13 protein-coding genes and 1 pseudogene are annotated in these 15,776 nt (G+C 73.6%); 7 read left to right on the forward strand and 7 right to left on the reverse strand.

Annotation, left to right across the window (positions count from 1 at the left end; genetic code table 11):
- Positions 1-11: 11 nt before the first annotated feature.
- Both ACZ6B8_RS17495 and ACZ6B8_RS17500 read right to left on the reverse strand, forming a co-directional pair.
- The gene (locus tag ACZ6B8_RS17495; protein ID WP_471607738.1) at positions 12-767 is read right to left on the reverse strand and encodes an ABC transporter permease; all 756 of its coding nucleotides are present in this window, start codon (positions 765-767) and stop codon (positions 12-14) included.
- Positions 768-769: 2 nt separating this feature from the next.
- Positions 770-1,702, reverse strand: coding sequence for an ATP-binding cassette domain-containing protein (locus ACZ6B8_RS17500; protein WP_471607739.1), 933 nt, complete (start codon positions 1,700-1,702; stop codon positions 770-772).
- Between the two features lie 109 nt (positions 1,703-1,811).
- Here ACZ6B8_RS17500 and ACZ6B8_RS17505 point away from each other — a divergent pair, with 109 nt between their 5' ends.
- The 3 genes from ACZ6B8_RS17505 (at position 1,812) to ACZ6B8_RS17515 (ending at position 4,961) form a co-directional block, all read left to right on the forward strand.
- Positions 1,812-3,029, forward strand: coding sequence for a sensor histidine kinase (locus ACZ6B8_RS17505; RefSeq protein ID WP_471607923.1), 1,218 nt, complete (start codon positions 1,812-1,814; stop codon positions 3,027-3,029).
- Between the two features lie 14 nt (positions 3,030-3,043).
- Positions 3,044-3,706 carry a response regulator transcription factor gene (locus ACZ6B8_RS17510; RefSeq protein WP_471607740.1) on the forward strand — a complete coding sequence of 221 codons (663 nt, stop codon included), beginning with the start codon at positions 3,044-3,046 and terminating at the stop codon, positions 3,704-3,706.
- Between the two features lie 97 nt (positions 3,707-3,803).
- Positions 3,804-4,961 (forward strand): ROK family transcriptional regulator, encoded by a 1,158-nt coding sequence (locus tag ACZ6B8_RS17515; RefSeq protein ID WP_471083290.1) that lies wholly within the window; start codon positions 3,804-3,806, stop codon positions 4,959-4,961.
- Positions 4,962-5,114: 153 nt separating this feature from the next.
- On the opposite strand, the gene ACZ6B8_RS17520 is transcribed toward ACZ6B8_RS17515, so the two are convergent.
- Positions 5,115-5,876, reverse strand: coding sequence for a GntR family transcriptional regulator (locus ACZ6B8_RS17520; protein WP_471607741.1), 762 nt, complete (start codon positions 5,874-5,876; stop codon positions 5,115-5,117).
- A gap of 298 nt (positions 5,877-6,174) precedes the next feature.
- A complete protein-coding gene (locus ACZ6B8_RS17525) occupies positions 6,175-7,065 on the reverse strand; it encodes an RNA polymerase sigma-70 factor (protein WP_471607742.1) in 891 nt (296 codons plus the stop codon).
- 172 nt (positions 7,066-7,237) lie between these two features.
- Between ACZ6B8_RS17525 and ACZ6B8_RS17530 the strand changes: the two genes are divergently transcribed.
- Positions 7,238-8,071 carry an alpha/beta fold hydrolase gene (locus tag ACZ6B8_RS17530; RefSeq protein ID WP_471607743.1) on the forward strand — a complete coding sequence of 278 codons (834 nt, stop codon included), beginning with the start codon at positions 7,238-7,240 and terminating at the stop codon, positions 8,069-8,071.
- Positions 8,072-8,110: 39 nt separating this feature from the next.
- Here the strand turns inward: ACZ6B8_RS17530 and ACZ6B8_RS17535 are convergent.
- A pseudogene (locus ACZ6B8_RS17535) lies at positions 8,111-8,947 on the reverse strand (EamA family transporter); the annotation flags it as partial.
- 120 nt (positions 8,948-9,067) lie between these two features.
- Here ACZ6B8_RS17535 and pdxR point away from each other — a divergent pair.
- On the forward strand, positions 9,068-10,621 hold the full coding sequence (pdxR, locus tag ACZ6B8_RS17540) for a MocR-like pyridoxine biosynthesis transcription factor PdxR (protein WP_471607744.1): 1,554 nt from the start codon (positions 9,068-9,070) through the stop codon (positions 10,619-10,621).
- Here pdxR and ACZ6B8_RS17545 read toward each other — a convergent pair.
- Complete coding sequence (locus ACZ6B8_RS17545) at positions 10,579-10,989, reverse strand: VOC family protein (protein WP_471607745.1); 411 nt, start codon at positions 10,987-10,989, stop codon at positions 10,579-10,581. The two genes, pdxR and ACZ6B8_RS17545, sit on opposite strands and share 43 nt — an antisense overlap.
- A gap of 300 nt (positions 10,990-11,289) precedes the next feature.
- Between ACZ6B8_RS17545 and ACZ6B8_RS17550 the strand changes: the two genes are divergently transcribed.
- Both ACZ6B8_RS17550 and ACZ6B8_RS17555 read left to right on the forward strand, forming a co-directional pair.
- Entirely contained in the window at positions 11,290-12,870 is a 1,581-nt protein-coding gene (locus ACZ6B8_RS17550; protein WP_471607746.1) for an alkaline phosphatase D family protein, read from the forward strand.
- A 191-nt stretch (positions 12,871-13,061) separates the two neighbouring features.
- Positions 13,062-14,570, forward strand: a complete 1,509-nt coding sequence (locus ACZ6B8_RS17555; RefSeq protein WP_471607747.1) for a GNAT family N-acetyltransferase — start codon at positions 13,062-13,064, stop codon at positions 14,568-14,570.
- Here ACZ6B8_RS17555 and ACZ6B8_RS17560 read toward each other — a convergent pair.
- Positions 14,494-15,771, reverse strand: coding sequence for a trans-sulfuration enzyme family protein (locus ACZ6B8_RS17560; protein WP_471607748.1), 1,278 nt, complete (start codon positions 15,769-15,771; stop codon positions 14,494-14,496). The two genes, ACZ6B8_RS17555 and ACZ6B8_RS17560, sit on opposite strands and share 77 nt — an antisense overlap.
- Between the last annotated feature and the right edge of the window lie 5 nt (positions 15,772-15,776).

The following is a 15,776-nucleotide window of genomic DNA, read 5'->3' on the forward strand; positions in this document are numbered from 1 at the left end:
CGGTGCGCTCCTCAGGCGTCCCTGCGCCGCACCGCCCACCAGCCGGCCAGCAGTGCGGCGGCCGCCCAGGCCGCGGCCACGGCGAGACCGGACCACGGGCCGAGGGTGCCGGTCGGGTTCTCGTGCAGCACCTGCTGGCCCGCCTGGTCGGGGAGCAGGCCCGCGACGCCGCTCGCCACGTCCCCGAGCACGAACGAGACGATCAGGGTGAACGGGATCACGATGCTCAGGACGGCGACTCCGCTGCGCAGCACGGCGGTCAGGCCCGCCGCCAGCAGCGCCATCAGCGCCAGGTAGACGCCTCCGCCGACGCAGGCCCGCACCGCACCGGGGTGGCCGAGGCCGATGGCGTACTCCCCCAGGAAGGCCTGGCCGACCAGGAAGGTGCCGAAGCTCGTGGCGAGGCCGACGAGCAGGGCCAGGCCGCCGACGACCGCCATCTTGGCCCAGTAGAAGAGTCCGCGGCGCGGCACCGCGGTGAGGGAGATCCGCAGGGCGCCGCTGGTGTACTCGCAGGACACGGCGGTCGTGCCGAAGCTGATGGCCGCGATCTGCCCGAAGTTGAAGGCGTAGAAGGCACCGAACAGCGGTTCCGCGTCGGCGTTGTCGGCCTCCGCCCGACCGACCGCCGCGAAGACGAGCGCGGTGATGCCGACCGACGCCACGAAGACGACGATCAGTGAGACCAGGCTGGACCGCAGCGACTTGATCTTGAGCCACTCGGCGCGGGCGACGGGCAGCGCGGCGGCGGCAAGGGTGTTCGACATCGTCAGGCCTCCTGGCGGGACAGCGGGGCGGCCGCCGCGAACGGGGTCTCGTCGGCCGTCAGGGCGAGGTAGGCCTGTTCCAGGGAGGCCTGTTCGTCGGCGAGTTCGAGAACGGGGACGCCGGCGGTGGCGGCGAGCGCACCGATCTCCGCGGCCCGCGCCCCGTCGACCGTCCAGCGCCCGTCGTGCGCCTCCCCCAGTGCGTATCCCCGGTCGGTCAACAGGCCCCGTAGTCGCTCCGGATCCGCCGTCCGTACCCGCACTCGCGGGCGGCTGTGCGCCGCGATGAAGTCGGGCATGGGCGTGTCCGCGAGGAGCCTGCCGCGTCCCAGGACCACCAGGTGGTCGGCGAAGGTGGCCGTCTCGTTCATGAGGTGGCTGGAGACGAGGACCGTGCGGCCCTCCGCCGCGAGACGGCGCATCAACTCACGGATCCAGATGATGCCTTCGGGATCCAGACCGTTGGAGGGCTCGTCCAGCATCACCACCTCCGGGTCGCCGAGCAGGGCCGCCGCGATGCCGAGGCGCTGCCGCATGCCCAGCGAGAACGCCTTGATCCGTCTGCCCGCCACCGAGGCGAGCCCCGTCTCGTCGAGGACCTCGTCCACCCGGCCCTCCGGCAGCCGGTTGGTGGCGGCGAGGACGCGGAGGTGGTCGCGGGCGGTGCGGGAGCCGTGGGGCGCCTGGGCGTCGAGGAGCGCCCCGACGTGGCGCAGGGGGTCCTGAAGGGACGCGTAGGGGCGGCCGCCGATGGTGGCGGATCCGGAGGTGGGGCGGTCGAGACCGAGGACGAGCCGCATGGTGGTCGACTTGCCGGCGCCGTTGGGGCCGAGGAAGCCGGTGACCCGGCCGGGGCGGACGCTGAAGGTGAGGGCGTCCACGGCCCGGGTCGTGCCGTACTCCTTGGTGAGGTCTTGGACGTCGATGCTGGTCATGGGCATCAGCCTGGCCGCCGTGCACACCGGCGCGCCTCCCCCGCCCGGGGAGTCCGTCTCCCCCGTGCGGGGGAGCCGCGCCGCGGCGCGGGCCTGGCACGATGGCGCCATGCCCGGCTTCCTGCGACCTCTGACGCGTGCGGTCACCTACACGCGGTGGCTGCATCTCCTCATCGGCTCAGGGGTGGTGTGGGTCTGCGCCTCCATCTATCCCGGGCTCAGCAGCCCCACGCCGACGGGCTGGCTTCTCGTGGTGCTCGACCCCGTACCCCTGATGGTGGTGGCCGGCATGGTCCCCGCCGTGCGCCGGGCCGAGGGTCTGCAGGCCCGGATGATGCTGTTCCCCGGCCCCCACGCGCGCGGGAAGGGCGACGCGCCGGATCCGGGCATCTCCGTGGCGGCGTCCGCCTCGTGGCGCGAGCGGGCCAGGACCGCCGCGTGGCTGGTGCTCCGCCTGGAGGTCGGGAGCGTGACGGTCCTGCTCACGGGGCAGCTCATCGGGACCGCCTTCGTGCTGCTCGGCGCGACCGACGAGCCCCCGGAGAGCGACGGTCTGATCCTGCCCGCGTCGTATATGGGTGGGGCCGGGCTGCCGCTTGCCCTGCTCCTGGTGGTCGCGGAGGTGCTGATGCTCGTGGCGGCGGGCCGGCTGGTCACCTGGGCGGCGCCCCGCCTCCTCGGTCCCTCCCCCGCCGAACGCCTCGCCGCCCTAGAGGAACGCACCGAGCAGCTCCTCGAACGCAATCGCATCGCACGGGAGTTGCACGACTCCATCGGCCACGCGTTGACCGTCGCCGTCGTCCAGGCTGGCGCCGCGCGGGCCGCGGCCGACCCCGAGTTCACCGACCGGGCCCTGGAGGCCGTCGAGGAGACCGGCCGGGCCGCACTGGAGGACCTGGAGCGGGTGCTGCGAGTGCTGCGCGAGGACGGGCGGCCCGCGAGCGGCCGGCCGACGCTCACCGACGCCGAGCGGCTCCTGGACTCGGCGCGCGCCTCGGGCGCCGAGGTCGACGTGGAGATATCGGGAGCGGTCGAGCGGCTGCCGGGCCCGGTGTCCCGCGAGGGCTACCGCATGCTCCAGGAGTCCCTGACGAACGTGCTGCGGCACTCCGGCCCCGTCCCGGTCCGGCTGCGCATCACCGTCGACGACGCACGCCTGGTGATGGACGTCCGCAACACCCTCCCCCGCGCCGCCCGTTCGACGGGGCGCGGCGGCAGCGGGCTGCGCGGCATACGGGAGCGGGCCACGCTGCTCGGCGGCAGGGCCACCACCGGGCCGCTCGACGACGGCGAGTGGCAGGTGCACGTCGAGCTGCCCCTCGCGTGATCTACGCTGGCCGGATGCCGGTCACAGTGCTGCTCGTCGATGACGAACCCCTCGTCCGCGCGGGTCTGCGCGCCGTCCTGGAGGCACAGCCGGACATCCACGTCGTCGGCGAGGCGGCGGACGGCGCGGCGGTGATCCCCCTCGTCCGCGAGCTGCGGCCCGATGTCGTCGCGATGGACGTCCGGATGCCGCTGCTCGACGGCATCGAGGCCACCCGGGCCGTGCTGCGCACGGTGCAGGACCCGCCGAAGATCATCGTGGTGACGACCTTCGAGAACGACGAGTACGTGTACGAGGCGCTGCGTGCGGGCGCCGACGGATTCCTGTTGAAGCGCGCCCGCCCCGCGGAGATCGTGCACGCCGTACGGCTGGTCGCCGAGGGCGAGTCGCTGCTCTTCCCGGTGGCGGTCCGGCAGCTGGCGGGTGAGCACGGCAGGGAGCGCGGCAACGCCGAGGCGCGGGCCGCGCTCGACCGGGCGGCGCTGACCGAGCGCGAGGCCGAGGTGCTGCGGCTGATGGCGCGCGGCCTGTCGAACGCGGAGATCGCCGCCCGTCTGGTGGTCGGCGCGGAGACGGTCAAGTCCCATGTCAGCTCCGTCCTGGCGAAGCTGGCGGCGCGCGACCGGACGCAGGCGGTCATCGTCGCGTACGAGTCCGGCTTCGTCTCGCCCGGATGACGGCCGTACGCAGGGGAAATGCGGGCCCGGCACTCGCCGCCGACCCGTGCGGCGAGTACGATCCGGCCATCATGCGCACGAGCTGGAAGGTAGGACGTTGGGGCGGCTGACCGGCGGGGACCCGTCTCTGTTGCGGCGTATCAACTCCGCGGTGGTGCTGCACGCGCTGCGCGCCGCGGATTTGGCGACGCTCACGGAGATCACCCGCGTGACCGGGCTCTCCCGGCCCACCGTCGAGGGGGTCGTCGAGGGGCTCATCGAGGCCGGGCTCGTGGTGGAGTCGGCGGCCGAGGACAGCGGTGCCCGGCGTCAGGGGCGGCCCGCACGGAAGTATCGATTCCGCGCGGAGGCGGGGCATCTCCTCGGCCTGGAGATCGGCCCGCACCGGGTGGCGGCCGTGGCCGCGGATCTGGACGGCAAGGTGCTCGGCACGGCGTCGAGGAGCGTCTCCGAGGAGGCCTCCGCGGACGACCGCCTGGACCGCGTGCGCACCGTGGTCGCCGATCTGCTGCGCCGCACCGGGGTCGCCCGCAGCTCGCTGCGCGCCGTCGGGGTCGGCAGCCCCGGCATTCTGGACGCGGACGGCACGGTGCGGTTGAGCACCGCGCTGCCCGAGTGGAACGGGCTCCAGTTGGGTGAGCGGCTGCGCCGGTCGTTCACGTGCCCGGTCCTGGTGGAGAACGACGCGAACGCGGCGGCCGTCGCCGAGCACTGGAAGGGCGCGGCCGCCGACACCGACGACGTGGTGTTCGTCCTCGCGGGGCTGAGCCCGGGGGCCGGGTCGCTGATCGGCGGGCGGCTGCACCGGGGCTACGGGGGCGCGGCCGGGGAGATCGGCGCGCTGCACCTCCTGGGCCGGGAGGTCACTCCGGAGACGCTGCTCTCCACCACGGACGAGCCGCTGCACCCCCTGGACGAGCAGGCGGTCGCGGAGGTCTTCGCCCACGCGCGCGGGGGCGACGAGCGGGCCCGGGCCGCCGTGGAGCGTTTCATCCAGCGGCTCGTGCACGACGTGGCGGCCCTCGTGCTCGCCCTCGACCCCGAACTGGTCGTCGTCGGCGGCTGGGCGGCGGGGCTCGACGGCGTCCTCGAACCGCTCCACCGGGAGCTGGCCCGCTACTGTCTGCGGCCGCCGCGGGTGGCGCTGTCGCTGCTCGGTGACGCCGTGGTGGCGACCGGAGCGCTGCGGCTGGCGCTCGACCATGTCGAGGAGCAGCTGTTCGCCGTCGAGGGGACGGTCACCGCGCGGCGCTGAGCGGTCAGCCCGGCTGCCTCCGGTGCGTGAGCCATGGCCCGCACGCGTCGTGCGGCGGCCACCGGCCGCCGGCCCGGAAACGCGTCGCGCCCGGCACGTGGTGTGCCGGGCGCGGGTCCTGACCGGTACCGGGGCGGGCACCGGTCCGCGTGATCAGGAGGCGTGGCGCTCCGAGTCGTGGCGGATCTCCACGCCACCGGCGTCGCCGAAGGTGAGCCTGCACGTGTCCGCGCGGTAGGTGGCCACGGAGACCGCGGCCGTGCGTCCCTCGGCGAAGAAGCGGGTCGTCACGACCAGCACGGGGGCGCCGGGGAGACGGTCGAGGGCGCGGGCGTCGTCGGCGCGGGCCGAGCCGAGCTCGACGGCCCGGTCCTGGCCTTCGAGGCCGAGCCGGGCGAGGTCGCGCAGGACGACACGCGCGCGTGCGGCCCCGGACGGCTCGTCCATGCCGGTCAGTTCGGCGACGGCCGACGTCGACACGTACAGCAGCTCGGCCGCGACGGGCTGACCCTCGGAGACGCGGGTGCGGCGCACTACGTGCACCTGCTCGTCCGCGACGGTCTCCAGCATGCGGGCCACGTCCGCGGGCGGTACGGCGGGCGCGCAGTCCGCGGGCTGCCAGGCGTCGCCGACCGCGCCGGGCCAGGTGCCCTGCGCCGATCCGACGGCCACGCCCATGCGCGGCGGAGCGACGGTGGTGCCCACGCCGCGGCGGCGGTGCAGCCTGCCCTCGAGTTCCAGTTGTTCGAGCGCCTGCCGGAGCGTGGCGCGGGCGACACCGAAGCGGGCGGCGAGATCACGCTCGTTCGGCAGGATCTCCCCTACGGCGAATTCGGAGTCGAGCGCCTCACTGAGCACCGTCTTCAGGTGCCAGTACTTCGGCTCCGGCGCCGTTTCGAGCTGCGTGGTCCCCACCCTGTCCTCCGCAATCGCCGTTGACCGGCGGCGTTTTAGCGCCCTTGTTTATTAAAGGTTCCTGCACTATCCCTGCGACCATAGAGCCGCTCCCACCCTTGGTCAAGACCAATCCTCGTTCGGTTACAGGCTGCACAGGGGTGATGCCACAGAGCATTCATGCGGAGTTCGCGTGCGGCCAAGCAGGCGTAATCGGCCACGCGTGTGTGAACGGCCGGACCAGGACCGCACGCCGGAGCCCCCGTCCGGCCGGACGGGGGCTCTGCACTGCGCGGACGTGCCGCCGAGCGCCGCGCCTCTACCGGGCGAGGCTCGCGAGCTTGTCCGGATTCCGGATGATGTAGACGCGCTGGACGCGCCCGTCGCCGACGTCCAGCTGGAAGACGCTGTCGGGCTTGCCGTCGATGATCACGTACGCGGACTCGGCTCCGTTGACCTCCAGGAAACGGAACTCCAGCTCGGCGGCGGCCCTGATGACACCGGCGGCGGTGCTGTACAGGAAGCGGCCCACCTTGTCCGCGCTCTCCAGGACGCGCAGCGGGGCCTTGTTCTTGCCCCCGGCGTCGCCGATCAGCCGGACGTCGGGCGCGAGCAGCGCCATCAGTCCGTCCAGGTCGCCCTCGCTCGCCGCGGCGAGGAACCGCTCGGTCAGATCGCGGCGCTCGGCGGGGTCCACCGTGTAGCGGGGCCGCCCGGCGTCGACGTGCTTGCGGGCGCGGCCTGCGAGCTGGCGCACCGCGGCCTCACCGCGTTCGAGCGTGAGCGCGATCTCGGAGTAGGGGAATCCGAAGGCCTCGCGGAGCACGAACACCGCGCGTTCCAGCGGCGAGAGGGACTCCAGGACCACGAGCACCGCCAGCGAGACGGAGTCGGCGAGCACGGCGCGCTCGGCGGTGTCGGGGACCGCGGGGCCGAACGCGGTGACCCAGGGCTCGGGGAGCCACGGGCCCACGTACGCCTCACGGCGGGACTGCAGGTGGCGCAGGCGGTCGATGGCGAGGCGCGTGGTGATGCGCACCAGGTAGGCGCGCGGTTCGCGCACGCTGTCGTGGTCCGATGCCTGCCACCGCAGCCAGGCCTCCTGGACGACGTCCTCCGCGTCGACCACGCGACCGAGCATGCGATAGGCGACGCCCATCAGAACGGAACGGTGTTCTTCGAAGACGTCGGTCATGCTGTCGGTGGCCACTCCCCCATCCCAACCCACCCGGTCGCGTGTGTCCAGGTGGAGCGGGCGCGGGGCAGGACCGGCCGAACCTCGCGCGGGGTCTTGAACTGCGGGCTACTGAACGGTAATTGTTGCTGACATCGCGTCTAACGTACCGAGGAGCCGTCGTCCGGCGGCGGGGACAGGAGCAGTCATGGCCGCAGAGGTGTCCTTCGATGTCGCGTCGCCCCGCGGCACCCGCACCGTGACGGTCTCCTACGAACGGGCGGGCGCGGGCGAGCCGTTGCTGCTGCTCCACGGGATAGGCCACCACCGGCAGGCCTGGGACCCGGTCCTGGAGATCCTGGCCGCCGAGCACGACGTGATCGCGGTGGACCTGCCGGGGTTCGGGCGCTCCCCCGACCTGCCGGACGGACTAGCGCACGATCTCGGCACGGTCGTTCCGGTCCTCGGCGCGCTCTGCGAGGCGCTCGACGTGGAGCGCCCGCACGTGGCGGGCAACTCCCTGGGCGGATTGCTCGCCCTCGAACTGGGCCGCGAGAAGCTGGTCCGCTCCGTCACCGCCCTGTCCCCCGCCGGCTTCTGGACGCCCGCCGAGCGCCGGTACGCCTTCGCCACCCTCCTCGGGATGCGACAGGGCGCGCGCGTGCTGCCGCGCCCCGCCATCGAGCGGCTGTCGGGCAGCGCGGCGGGCCGCACCGCCCTCACGAGCACCATCTACGCCCGCCCCTGGCGCCGTTCACCGGGGGCCGTCGTCGCCGAGACACTCGCGCTGCGGGACGCGACGGCCTTCGACGCGACGCTGGCGGCCGGGCGTGACGTCCTCTTCCGGGACGACGTGGCGGACGTCCCGGTCACCGTCGCCTGGGGCACCCGGGACCGGCTGCTGCTGCGCCGCCAGGGGATCCGTGCCAAGCAGACCATCCCCGGGGCGCGGCTGATCCGGCTCCCCGGCTGCGGCCACGTCCCGATGAACGACGACCCGGCGCTCGTCTCCCGCGTCATCCTCGACACCTGCCGCCGCTGACGGACGGCGGGCGAGCACTCCGGAGCCCAGGGCCACCCCGGCGCCGACGAGCGCGCTGCCGACGGCCTGGGGCGTCCCGTACGTGCCCGTCCCCACCAGGGGAGCCGTACAGGCGGCCGCGACCGGGATGAGACCCGAGAACAGGGTGGCCCGCTCGGCACCGATGCTCTGCAGGCCCGTGTACCAGAGCACGAATCCGACGACGGTGACGATCACCGCCTGCCACAACAGGGCGGCCCCTTCGGTGCGGTCGGGCCACCGCAGGAATGCGCCGCCGTCGAGGACGAGCCCGAGGACGGCCGACTCGACGGCGGCCACCGCGCAGACGGTGGCGGCGAGCAGCCTGGGCCCCAGGGGACGCAGCACGGGCACGGCGAGCACCGCGAAGCCGACCTCGCCCGCGAGGGCGCCGACCGAGAAGAACAGCCCGGCCGCGTCCGTGCGGCCCCACCCCTGCACGACGAACGCCCCCGCGGCGACCAGGAGCGCGCCGTGCAGGACGGCCCGCTGCGGGGCGCGCCGGTCGAGAAGCGGCACCAAGAGGGCGACGACAACGGGGGCGCAGCCTACGAAGACACCCGGTACGGCTGGCTCCGCCGATTGTTCCGCGGCCAGGATCGCCATGTTGAAGCCGACCATGCCGACGGCCGCGAGCAGTGCGAGGCGCCCCCACTGGGAGGGCCGCAGCCGGTGCAGCGGGGCGGTGCCGCCCGCGCCGAGCCAGGGCAGGAGGAGCAGACAGGCCAGGCCGTAGCGGAGGAACTGGCCGCCCGTGTACGGGTAGGCGCCCAGGAGGCTGTTGGCGGTGAAGGAGCCGCCCACGAGGAGGCAGGCGAGGCCCGCGAGGAGTGCCCCGCGGGAGGAGTTCGTGGTCATGCCCCGACGTTAGGAAGCGCGGCGGTCCCCCTTAAGGTCCACTTCCATGGTGTGTTCGGGGACCACTTCTTTCCGGGTCTTCCATCTTTCTTGAGTTCTTGAGTGAGGAGGCGATCCCCGGTGGCCTCATATGGCGCCGACGACCGCGCGCGCTGGGCCGCCGCCTGGGAGCTGCTGCTGCCGGCCGCGGCAGCCCCCGCCCGCAGCCGCGGCCGCAGCCTGCGCGCCGCCCTGCGCGAGGCCGTCCGCTCGGGACGGCTCACGGCGGGCACCCGGCTGCCGTCGAGTCGTGAGCTCGCCGCCGACCTGGGCGTCTCCCGCGGCCTGATCACGGAGACGTACGAGCAGTTGACGGCCGAGGGCTATCTGCGCAGCGACCGGGGCGCGGGGACCTGGGTGGGGGACGCGGCGCGGGCGGCGGTGCCCCCGGTGCGTGACCTCGCGCCGCGCGACGGGCACGCGCGCGTGGACTTCCTTCCCGGCGTCCCCGACCTGTCGTTGTTCCCGCGCTCCGCCTGGGCCACCGCCCACCGCCAGGTGCTCGCCGAACTGCCGCACCACATGCTGGGCTATCCGGATCCGCGCGGGCTGCCGAAGCTGCGCACGGTTCTGGCCGACCTGCTGGCGCGGCGCCGCGGGGTGGTCGCCGAGCCGGAGCGCGTGATCGTGTGCTCCGGAGTGGCTCAGGCCATGACCCTGCTGGCGCTGGCGCTGCGCGCGCGGGGGCACACGGCGATCGGCGTCGAGGACCCCGGCAGCCCCGAGCACGCGACCCTGCTCGCCGCCTCCGGTATCACCCCGGTGGGCGTCCCTCTCGACGACGAGGGCGTGCTCCCCAAGGCGCTGCGCGAGGGCGACGTGCGCGCCGTCGTCACCACGCCCGCCCACCAGTTCCCCTCCGGGATCGCCTACTCCGCGAGGCGCCGTACCGAACTCCTCGACTGGGCACGGTCCGTCGACGGGCTGGTGATCGAGGACGACTACGACGGCGACTTCCGTTACGACCGGGCCCCCGTCGGCGCCCTCCAAGGGCTCGACCCCGAACACGTCGCCTACACCGGCTCGGTCAGCAAATCGCTCGCTCCGGGGCTGCGCCTGGGGTGGCTCCTGGTGCCGGACGGTCTCACCGAGGATGTCGTCGAACGCAAGCGCGTGATGGACCTGGGCAATCCCTCCCTCGACCAGGAGCTCCTGGCCCGCTTCATCGAACGCGGCGACTACGACCGGCAGTTGCGCCGCTGCCAGCGGGCCTACCGCGACCGCAGGGACGCGCTCGCGGCCGCGCTGGAGCACCACTTCGCGGGCGTGCGGGTCACCGGGATCGCGGCAGGCCTGCACGTCATCGCCCGGCTGCCCGGCCGCTGGGGTCCACCGGACACCTTCCTGGCACGGGCCGCCGCGGCCGGCATCGCGGTCCGGCCGCTGAGCGACTACGACGCGTCGAGGGAGCAGTCGAGCGAACAGGGGGTGCCGGCCGACGGAACGGCGCCTCCGGACGAGGTGCGCCTGGTCCTCGGCTACGCGCATCTGTCGGAAGCCCGGATCCGCGAGGGGGTGAGGCTGCTGGCGCGGGCGGTTCAGGACCTGGACCACCCACGGGCGGTTCAGGACCTGGACCACCCACGGGCGGTTCAGGAGTTGGACCACGCGCGCGTGCAGAGCACCAGCCGGTAGGCGTCCGGATCCTCGACGGTGACCCCCCACTCGTTCCAGTAGGGGTTGGGTGACGTCACCCGCTTCCCGCCGTGCTCCTCCAGCCGGACCAGCAGTTCCTCGGGCACCTCTCCGTCGACATAGACGACCAACAGGTCCTCCTCGGTGGGGCGAGGGTCGACCGGGGCGTCCGCGTCGTAGACCAGTTCGAGGTGCCAGGAGGCGTCGGGCCAGCCCACCATGAGCAGATCGTGCTCGCCGGGCACGCCGTGGCCCTCGGCCCGGTACAGCACGGAGAGTCCGAGTCCGTCGACCCAGAAGCGTTCGGCCGCCGCCAGGTCGCGGCTCGGGCGGGCGACGCGGATGTGACTGTGACCGTTGACCGGCACGGGGCTCCCCCTTCGGTACGGCACGCCGGGGTGGCGTGTCCCGGTGCCGAGCGTAGAAGGATGGGGATCTTGTGACCATCGGTCGTACGTCCCGGGGGCCCGGCCGCGGGACGTAGGGCCGTGGACCCACACAGAGGCAGCACCACCTTCTCTGCGCGCCGCGTCCCTCGCGGACGTTCCCGCGCGGCGGTTCCCCCGCGCACGCCGCGAGTTGTTCACTTGTGGTTCGCGTGGACGCTGTGGCGCGGTACCGGCCGGGCGCCCGCACACTGGTCGCACCCGTCAACTGGAGGCGCATTCATGTCGCAACGTGAACCCAGCCCGTCGCCCCGCCGCCGCAGCGTGCTGCGCGGATCGCTCGCCGTGCCGGCGGCGCTCGCCGTGCCCGCGTCGGTCGGGGCGGCTCCTTCGTTCGCCCTCGCGGGACGCCCGAAGGCCGGGTGGGGTGTGCAGGCCGGGGACGTGACGGCGCACGCGGGGCTCGTCTGGGTCAGGTCCGACCGGCCGGCCCGGATGATCGTGGAGACCTCGGCCACCGAGTCGTTCCGCGATCCCCGCCGGTGGCACGGCCCCCTGCTCGGCCCGGACACCGACTTCACCGGGACGACCCGGCTGCACGGGCTGCCCGCCGGTGAACAGATCCACTACCGGGTGATGCTCGCCGACCCGGACGATCCGCGGCGGACCGGCCGGCCGGTCGAGGGCACGTTCCGGACGACACCGAAGGGCCGCAAGGAGGACGTGCGCTTCTTGTGGTCGGGCGACATCGCGGGCCAGGGCTGGGGCATCAACCCCGACCGCGGCGGCTACCGCATCTTCGAGGAGATGCGCAGGCGCGATCCGGACTTCTTCCTGTGCAGCGGCGACAACATCTACGCGGACGGCCCCATCCTGCCCAGCGTCACCCTGCCCGACGGCAGCGTGTGGCGGAACGTCACGACGGAGGAGAAGTCGAAGGTCGCCGAGACCCTCGCGGAGTTCCGCGGCGCGTTCCGCTACAACCTGCTCGACGAGAATCTGCGGCGGTTCAACGCGCAGGTGCCGTCCATCGTGCAGTGGGACGATCACGAGGTGCACAACAACTGGTACCCGGGGCAGATCCTGGACGACCAGCGGTACACGGAGAAGAGCGTCGACGTCCTCTCGCGCCGCTCCCTGCGGGCGTTCAGCGAGTACTTCCCCGTGTCGACCCTGGCGCCGGGCGACGAGGACGGCCGGGTGTACCGGGTCATGCGGCACGGGCCGCTCCTGGACGTGTTCGTCCTCGACATGCGCACCTACCGCAACGCCAACTCGCCGGGCAGACAGCCCGACGACACCACCGGCATCCTCGGCGCCCGCCAGCTGGCCTGGCTCAAGCGCGAGCTGTCCCGCTCGCGGGCCGTATGGAAGGTCATCGCCTCCGACATGCCGCTGGGCATCGTCGTGCCGGACGGCCGGGTGAACTTCGAGGCCGTGGGGCAGGGCGACCCCGGTGCCCCGCTCGGCCGCGAGCTGCAGATCGCCGAGCTGTTGCGGCACATCAAGCACCAGAAGGTCACCGGGACGCTGTGGCTGACCACCGACGTGCACTACACCTCGGCGCAGCACTACGACCCCTCGCGCGCGGGTTTCAAGGACTTCGCGCCGTTCTGGGAGTTCGTGTCCGGGCCGCTCGCGGCCGGCGGCTACCCGGCGACGCGGCTCGACGGGACGTTCGGCCCGGAGCAGAAGTTCATCAAGGCGCCGAGCCGGGCGAACACCTCGCCGGTGGAGACCCCGCAGTACTTCGGTGAGGTCGACATCGACGGCGGCAGCGGCGAGCTGACGGTGCGGCTGCGGCAGGAGGGCGGCGACATCCTGTTCACGCAGGTGCTTCAGCCGGGGCGGGTCGGGCAGTGACCCGCCGGAGCCGCTGCGGTCGGTGACCGGGCCGGCCCGCGCCGGACGCCACCCCGGACCGCCCGGGCCCGGCGGCGACCCGAGCCGTGAGACCCTCGGGAACACATCCGCCAAATGGGTCAGATGGCCTCTTTACCCATCAGTCACAGGGCGTTCGCGACCACGCAACACCGGTCGAGCACAGTGGCCACATGAGAACCGACCTGCATGACGTGACCCGACGCACCAAGCACGGCCGTCCCGTCCATCACTGGCGGCGCGACGTGGTGGAACTGGCCGCGCTGTTCACCGCCGTGGCGGTGGCCGACGCGGTGGCGAACATGGTGGGGCACGGCCCGGACGGGCCCGCCCTCCTGGTGATGTCGGCCGTGGTGCTCCTCGCCACGGTCGGTTTCCACACATGGTGGGCACGGCGCCACAACCACGCACCGCCGACGGCGCACGATACCGGCGCCCGGCCGCCCGCGGACGCGGAGCAGGCCGGGCCCGCGACGCCCTCCGCCGAGGCCCCCCGGGCGCTCGCGGCACACCCGTCCGCCGGCCGGGAGCCGGACGCGGGCGCGACCACGCTGTGGCGGATGCGGACGACCGTGCGGGACGAGCCGGGGTCGCTCGCCGCGCTGTGCGTCGTACTCGCCGAGCGCGCCGTGGACATCCTCAGCCTGCAGGCGCATCCGCTGGCCGACGGCACCGTCGACGAGTTCCTGCTGCGCGCCCCCACGCAGCTGTCCGGCACCGAAATCACCCGGTCGATCGCCCGGGCCGGCGGCACCGGCACCTGGATCGAGCGCGCCGACGCCCACGACCTGGTGGACGCCCCCACCCGCATCCTCGGCCTGGCCACCCGCACCGCCCTCGACGCCTCCGAACTCCCGCTCGCCCTGCGGCACTTGCTCGGCCGCTGCACCATCCGTTCGCTGCCCGCCGCCGCGCGTTCCGTGGCACGACGGGACGAGGCCGCGGAGGGAGCACCGGGCGACGGCGTGCTGGACGGGACGGTGCTGCGGCTGAACGGGCCCGACGGTGAGGTCATCACCGTGGAGCGGCCGTATCTGCCGTTCACGCCCACGGAGTTCGCACGCGCCCGGGCCTTGGTGGAGCTCGACACGCGGCTCGGCCCGCGCATCCCGCACAGCCAGGACGTCCTGACGCTCCCCGAGGGCAACTCCATCACCGTGCGGCGCGCCGACACCGCCGACATCGAGGCCGCCAAGGCCATGCACGAGCGCTGCTCGCCGCGCACGCTGGACCTGCGCTACCACGGCCCCGTGCGCGACGCCGACCGCTACCTCCACCACCTGCTCAGCCCCCGGTTCGGCCGCACGCTCGCGGTGCGCACCGCCTCGGGGCGGATCGTCGGCCTCGGGCACCTCCTCTGGGACGGCGACGAGACGGAGGTCGCGCTGCTCGTCGAGGACGACTGGCAGCGGCGCGGCATCGGCGGCCAACTCATCGGCCGCCTGGTGACGATGGCGGTCGAGGCCGGCTGCGAGAGCGTGTACGCGGTGACGCAGGCGTCCAACACCGGCATGGTGGCCGCGATGCGGGGCCTCGGCCTGCCGCTCGACTACCAGATCGAGGAGGGCACGCTGGTGATCACGGCCCGCTTGGACGCCACTCCGGTCAGTTCGCGGCTGCCGTACGACTCCGCTCGCCATCGCGACGACCGGGTCGGTCACCGTACGCAGGCGGAGCGCTGACCGTCGCCACGGCGGGAGCGACGCCCCGGATCGGACCGAGCGCCCGGTCCAGGTCGCTCCACAGGTCCTCGACGTCCTCCAGGCCGCAGGACATCCTCAGCAGCCGCTCGCTCACGCCGGACGAACGCCGGTCCGCCGGGTCCACGACGCGGTGGCTGATGGAGGCCGGGTGCTGGATGAGCGAGTCGACGCTGCCGAGGCTCACCGCCGGGGTGATCAGCCGCACTCCGCCGATCACCTCGTGCGGATCGCCTTCCACCTCGAAGGCGATCATGGCGCCGCCGAGCCGCGGGTAGTGGACACGGATCACCCGCGGGTCGTCGGCGAGGCGCCGCGCCAGCTCCGCGGCGGTCGCCGACGCCGCCTTCACCCGTACCGGCAGGGTGGACAGACCGCGCAGCAGCAGATATCCGGCGAGCGGATGCAGCACCCCGCCCGTGGCGAACCGCACTTGGCGCAGCCCGCGCGCGAACTCCTCGTCGCAGGCGACGACTCCGCCCAGTACGTCGCCGTGCCCGCCCAGGTACTTCGTGGCGCTGTGCAGCACCAGACGGGCGCCGCTCTCGGCCGGTCGCTGCAACACGGGGGTCGCGAAGGTGTTGTCGGCGAGCAGCGGCACCGTGCCGCAGGCCCGCGCGACCGCGCCGAGGTCGAGTTCGGCGAGGGTGGGGTTGGCGGGCGTCTCGACCATCACCAGGCCCGTCTCGGGGCGGATGGCGTCGGCGATGCCCGCCGGGTCCACCCAGGTGACCTCGGTGCCGACCAGGCCAGCGGTGAGCAGGTGGTCGCTGCAGCCGTACAGCGGCCGCACGGCCACGACATGGCGCAGGCGTGCGGCGCCCCGCATGAGGAGGACGGCGGTCAGCGCGGCCATGCCGCTGGCGAACGCGACCGCGCTCTCGGTCCCTTCGAGGCGGGCCAGGGCGGTCTCGAAGCGGGCGACGGTGGGGTTGCCCAGCCGCGCGTAGACGGGCGGTCCGTCGTCGAGGATCCCTTCGGCGGCGAAGGCGTCGATACGGGCGGCCTCGCCGCGGCTGTCCCGCGAGGGGTAGGTGGTGGAGAGATCGATCGGCGGGGCGTGCAGGCCCATTTCGGCCAGATCGTCCCGGCCCGCGTGCACCGCCTCGGTGGCCAGGGCGCGCTGCGGTGACGTGGTGCCGACGAGGGGCTCGTGCGGGGCTGTCCCGGTGTTCGCTTCCATGTCGC

It is taken from the genome of Streptomyces sp. NPDC041122, assembly GCF_055592445.1.

Coding starts and splice junctions, on each gene's coding strand:
- ACZ6B8_RS17560 (WP_471607748.1), bottom strand. CDS start 15,771: ATGGAAGCGAACACCGGGACAGCCCCGCACGAGCCCCTCGTCGGCACC.
- ACZ6B8_RS17495 (WP_471607738.1), bottom strand. CDS start 767: ATGTCGAACACCCTTGCCGCCGCCGCGCTGCCCGTCGCCCGCGCCGAG.
- ACZ6B8_RS17530 (WP_471607743.1), top strand. CDS start 7,238: ATGGCCGCAGAGGTGTCCTTCGATGTCGCGTCGCCCCGCGGCACCCGC.
- ACZ6B8_RS17555 (WP_471607747.1), top strand. CDS start 13,062: ATGAGAACCGACCTGCATGACGTGACCCGACGCACCAAGCACGGCCGT.
- ACZ6B8_RS17550 (WP_471607746.1), top strand. CDS start 11,290: ATGTCGCAACGTGAACCCAGCCCGTCGCCCCGCCGCCGCAGCGTGCTG.
- ACZ6B8_RS17500 (WP_471607739.1), bottom strand. CDS start 1,702: ATGACCAGCATCGACGTCCAAGACCTCACCAAGGAGTACGGCACGACC.
- ACZ6B8_RS17510 (WP_471607740.1), top strand. CDS start 3,044: ATGCCGGTCACAGTGCTGCTCGTCGATGACGAACCCCTCGTCCGCGCG.
- ACZ6B8_RS17505 (WP_471607923.1), top strand. CDS start 1,812: ATGCCCGGCTTCCTGCGACCTCTGACGCGTGCGGTCACCTACACGCGG.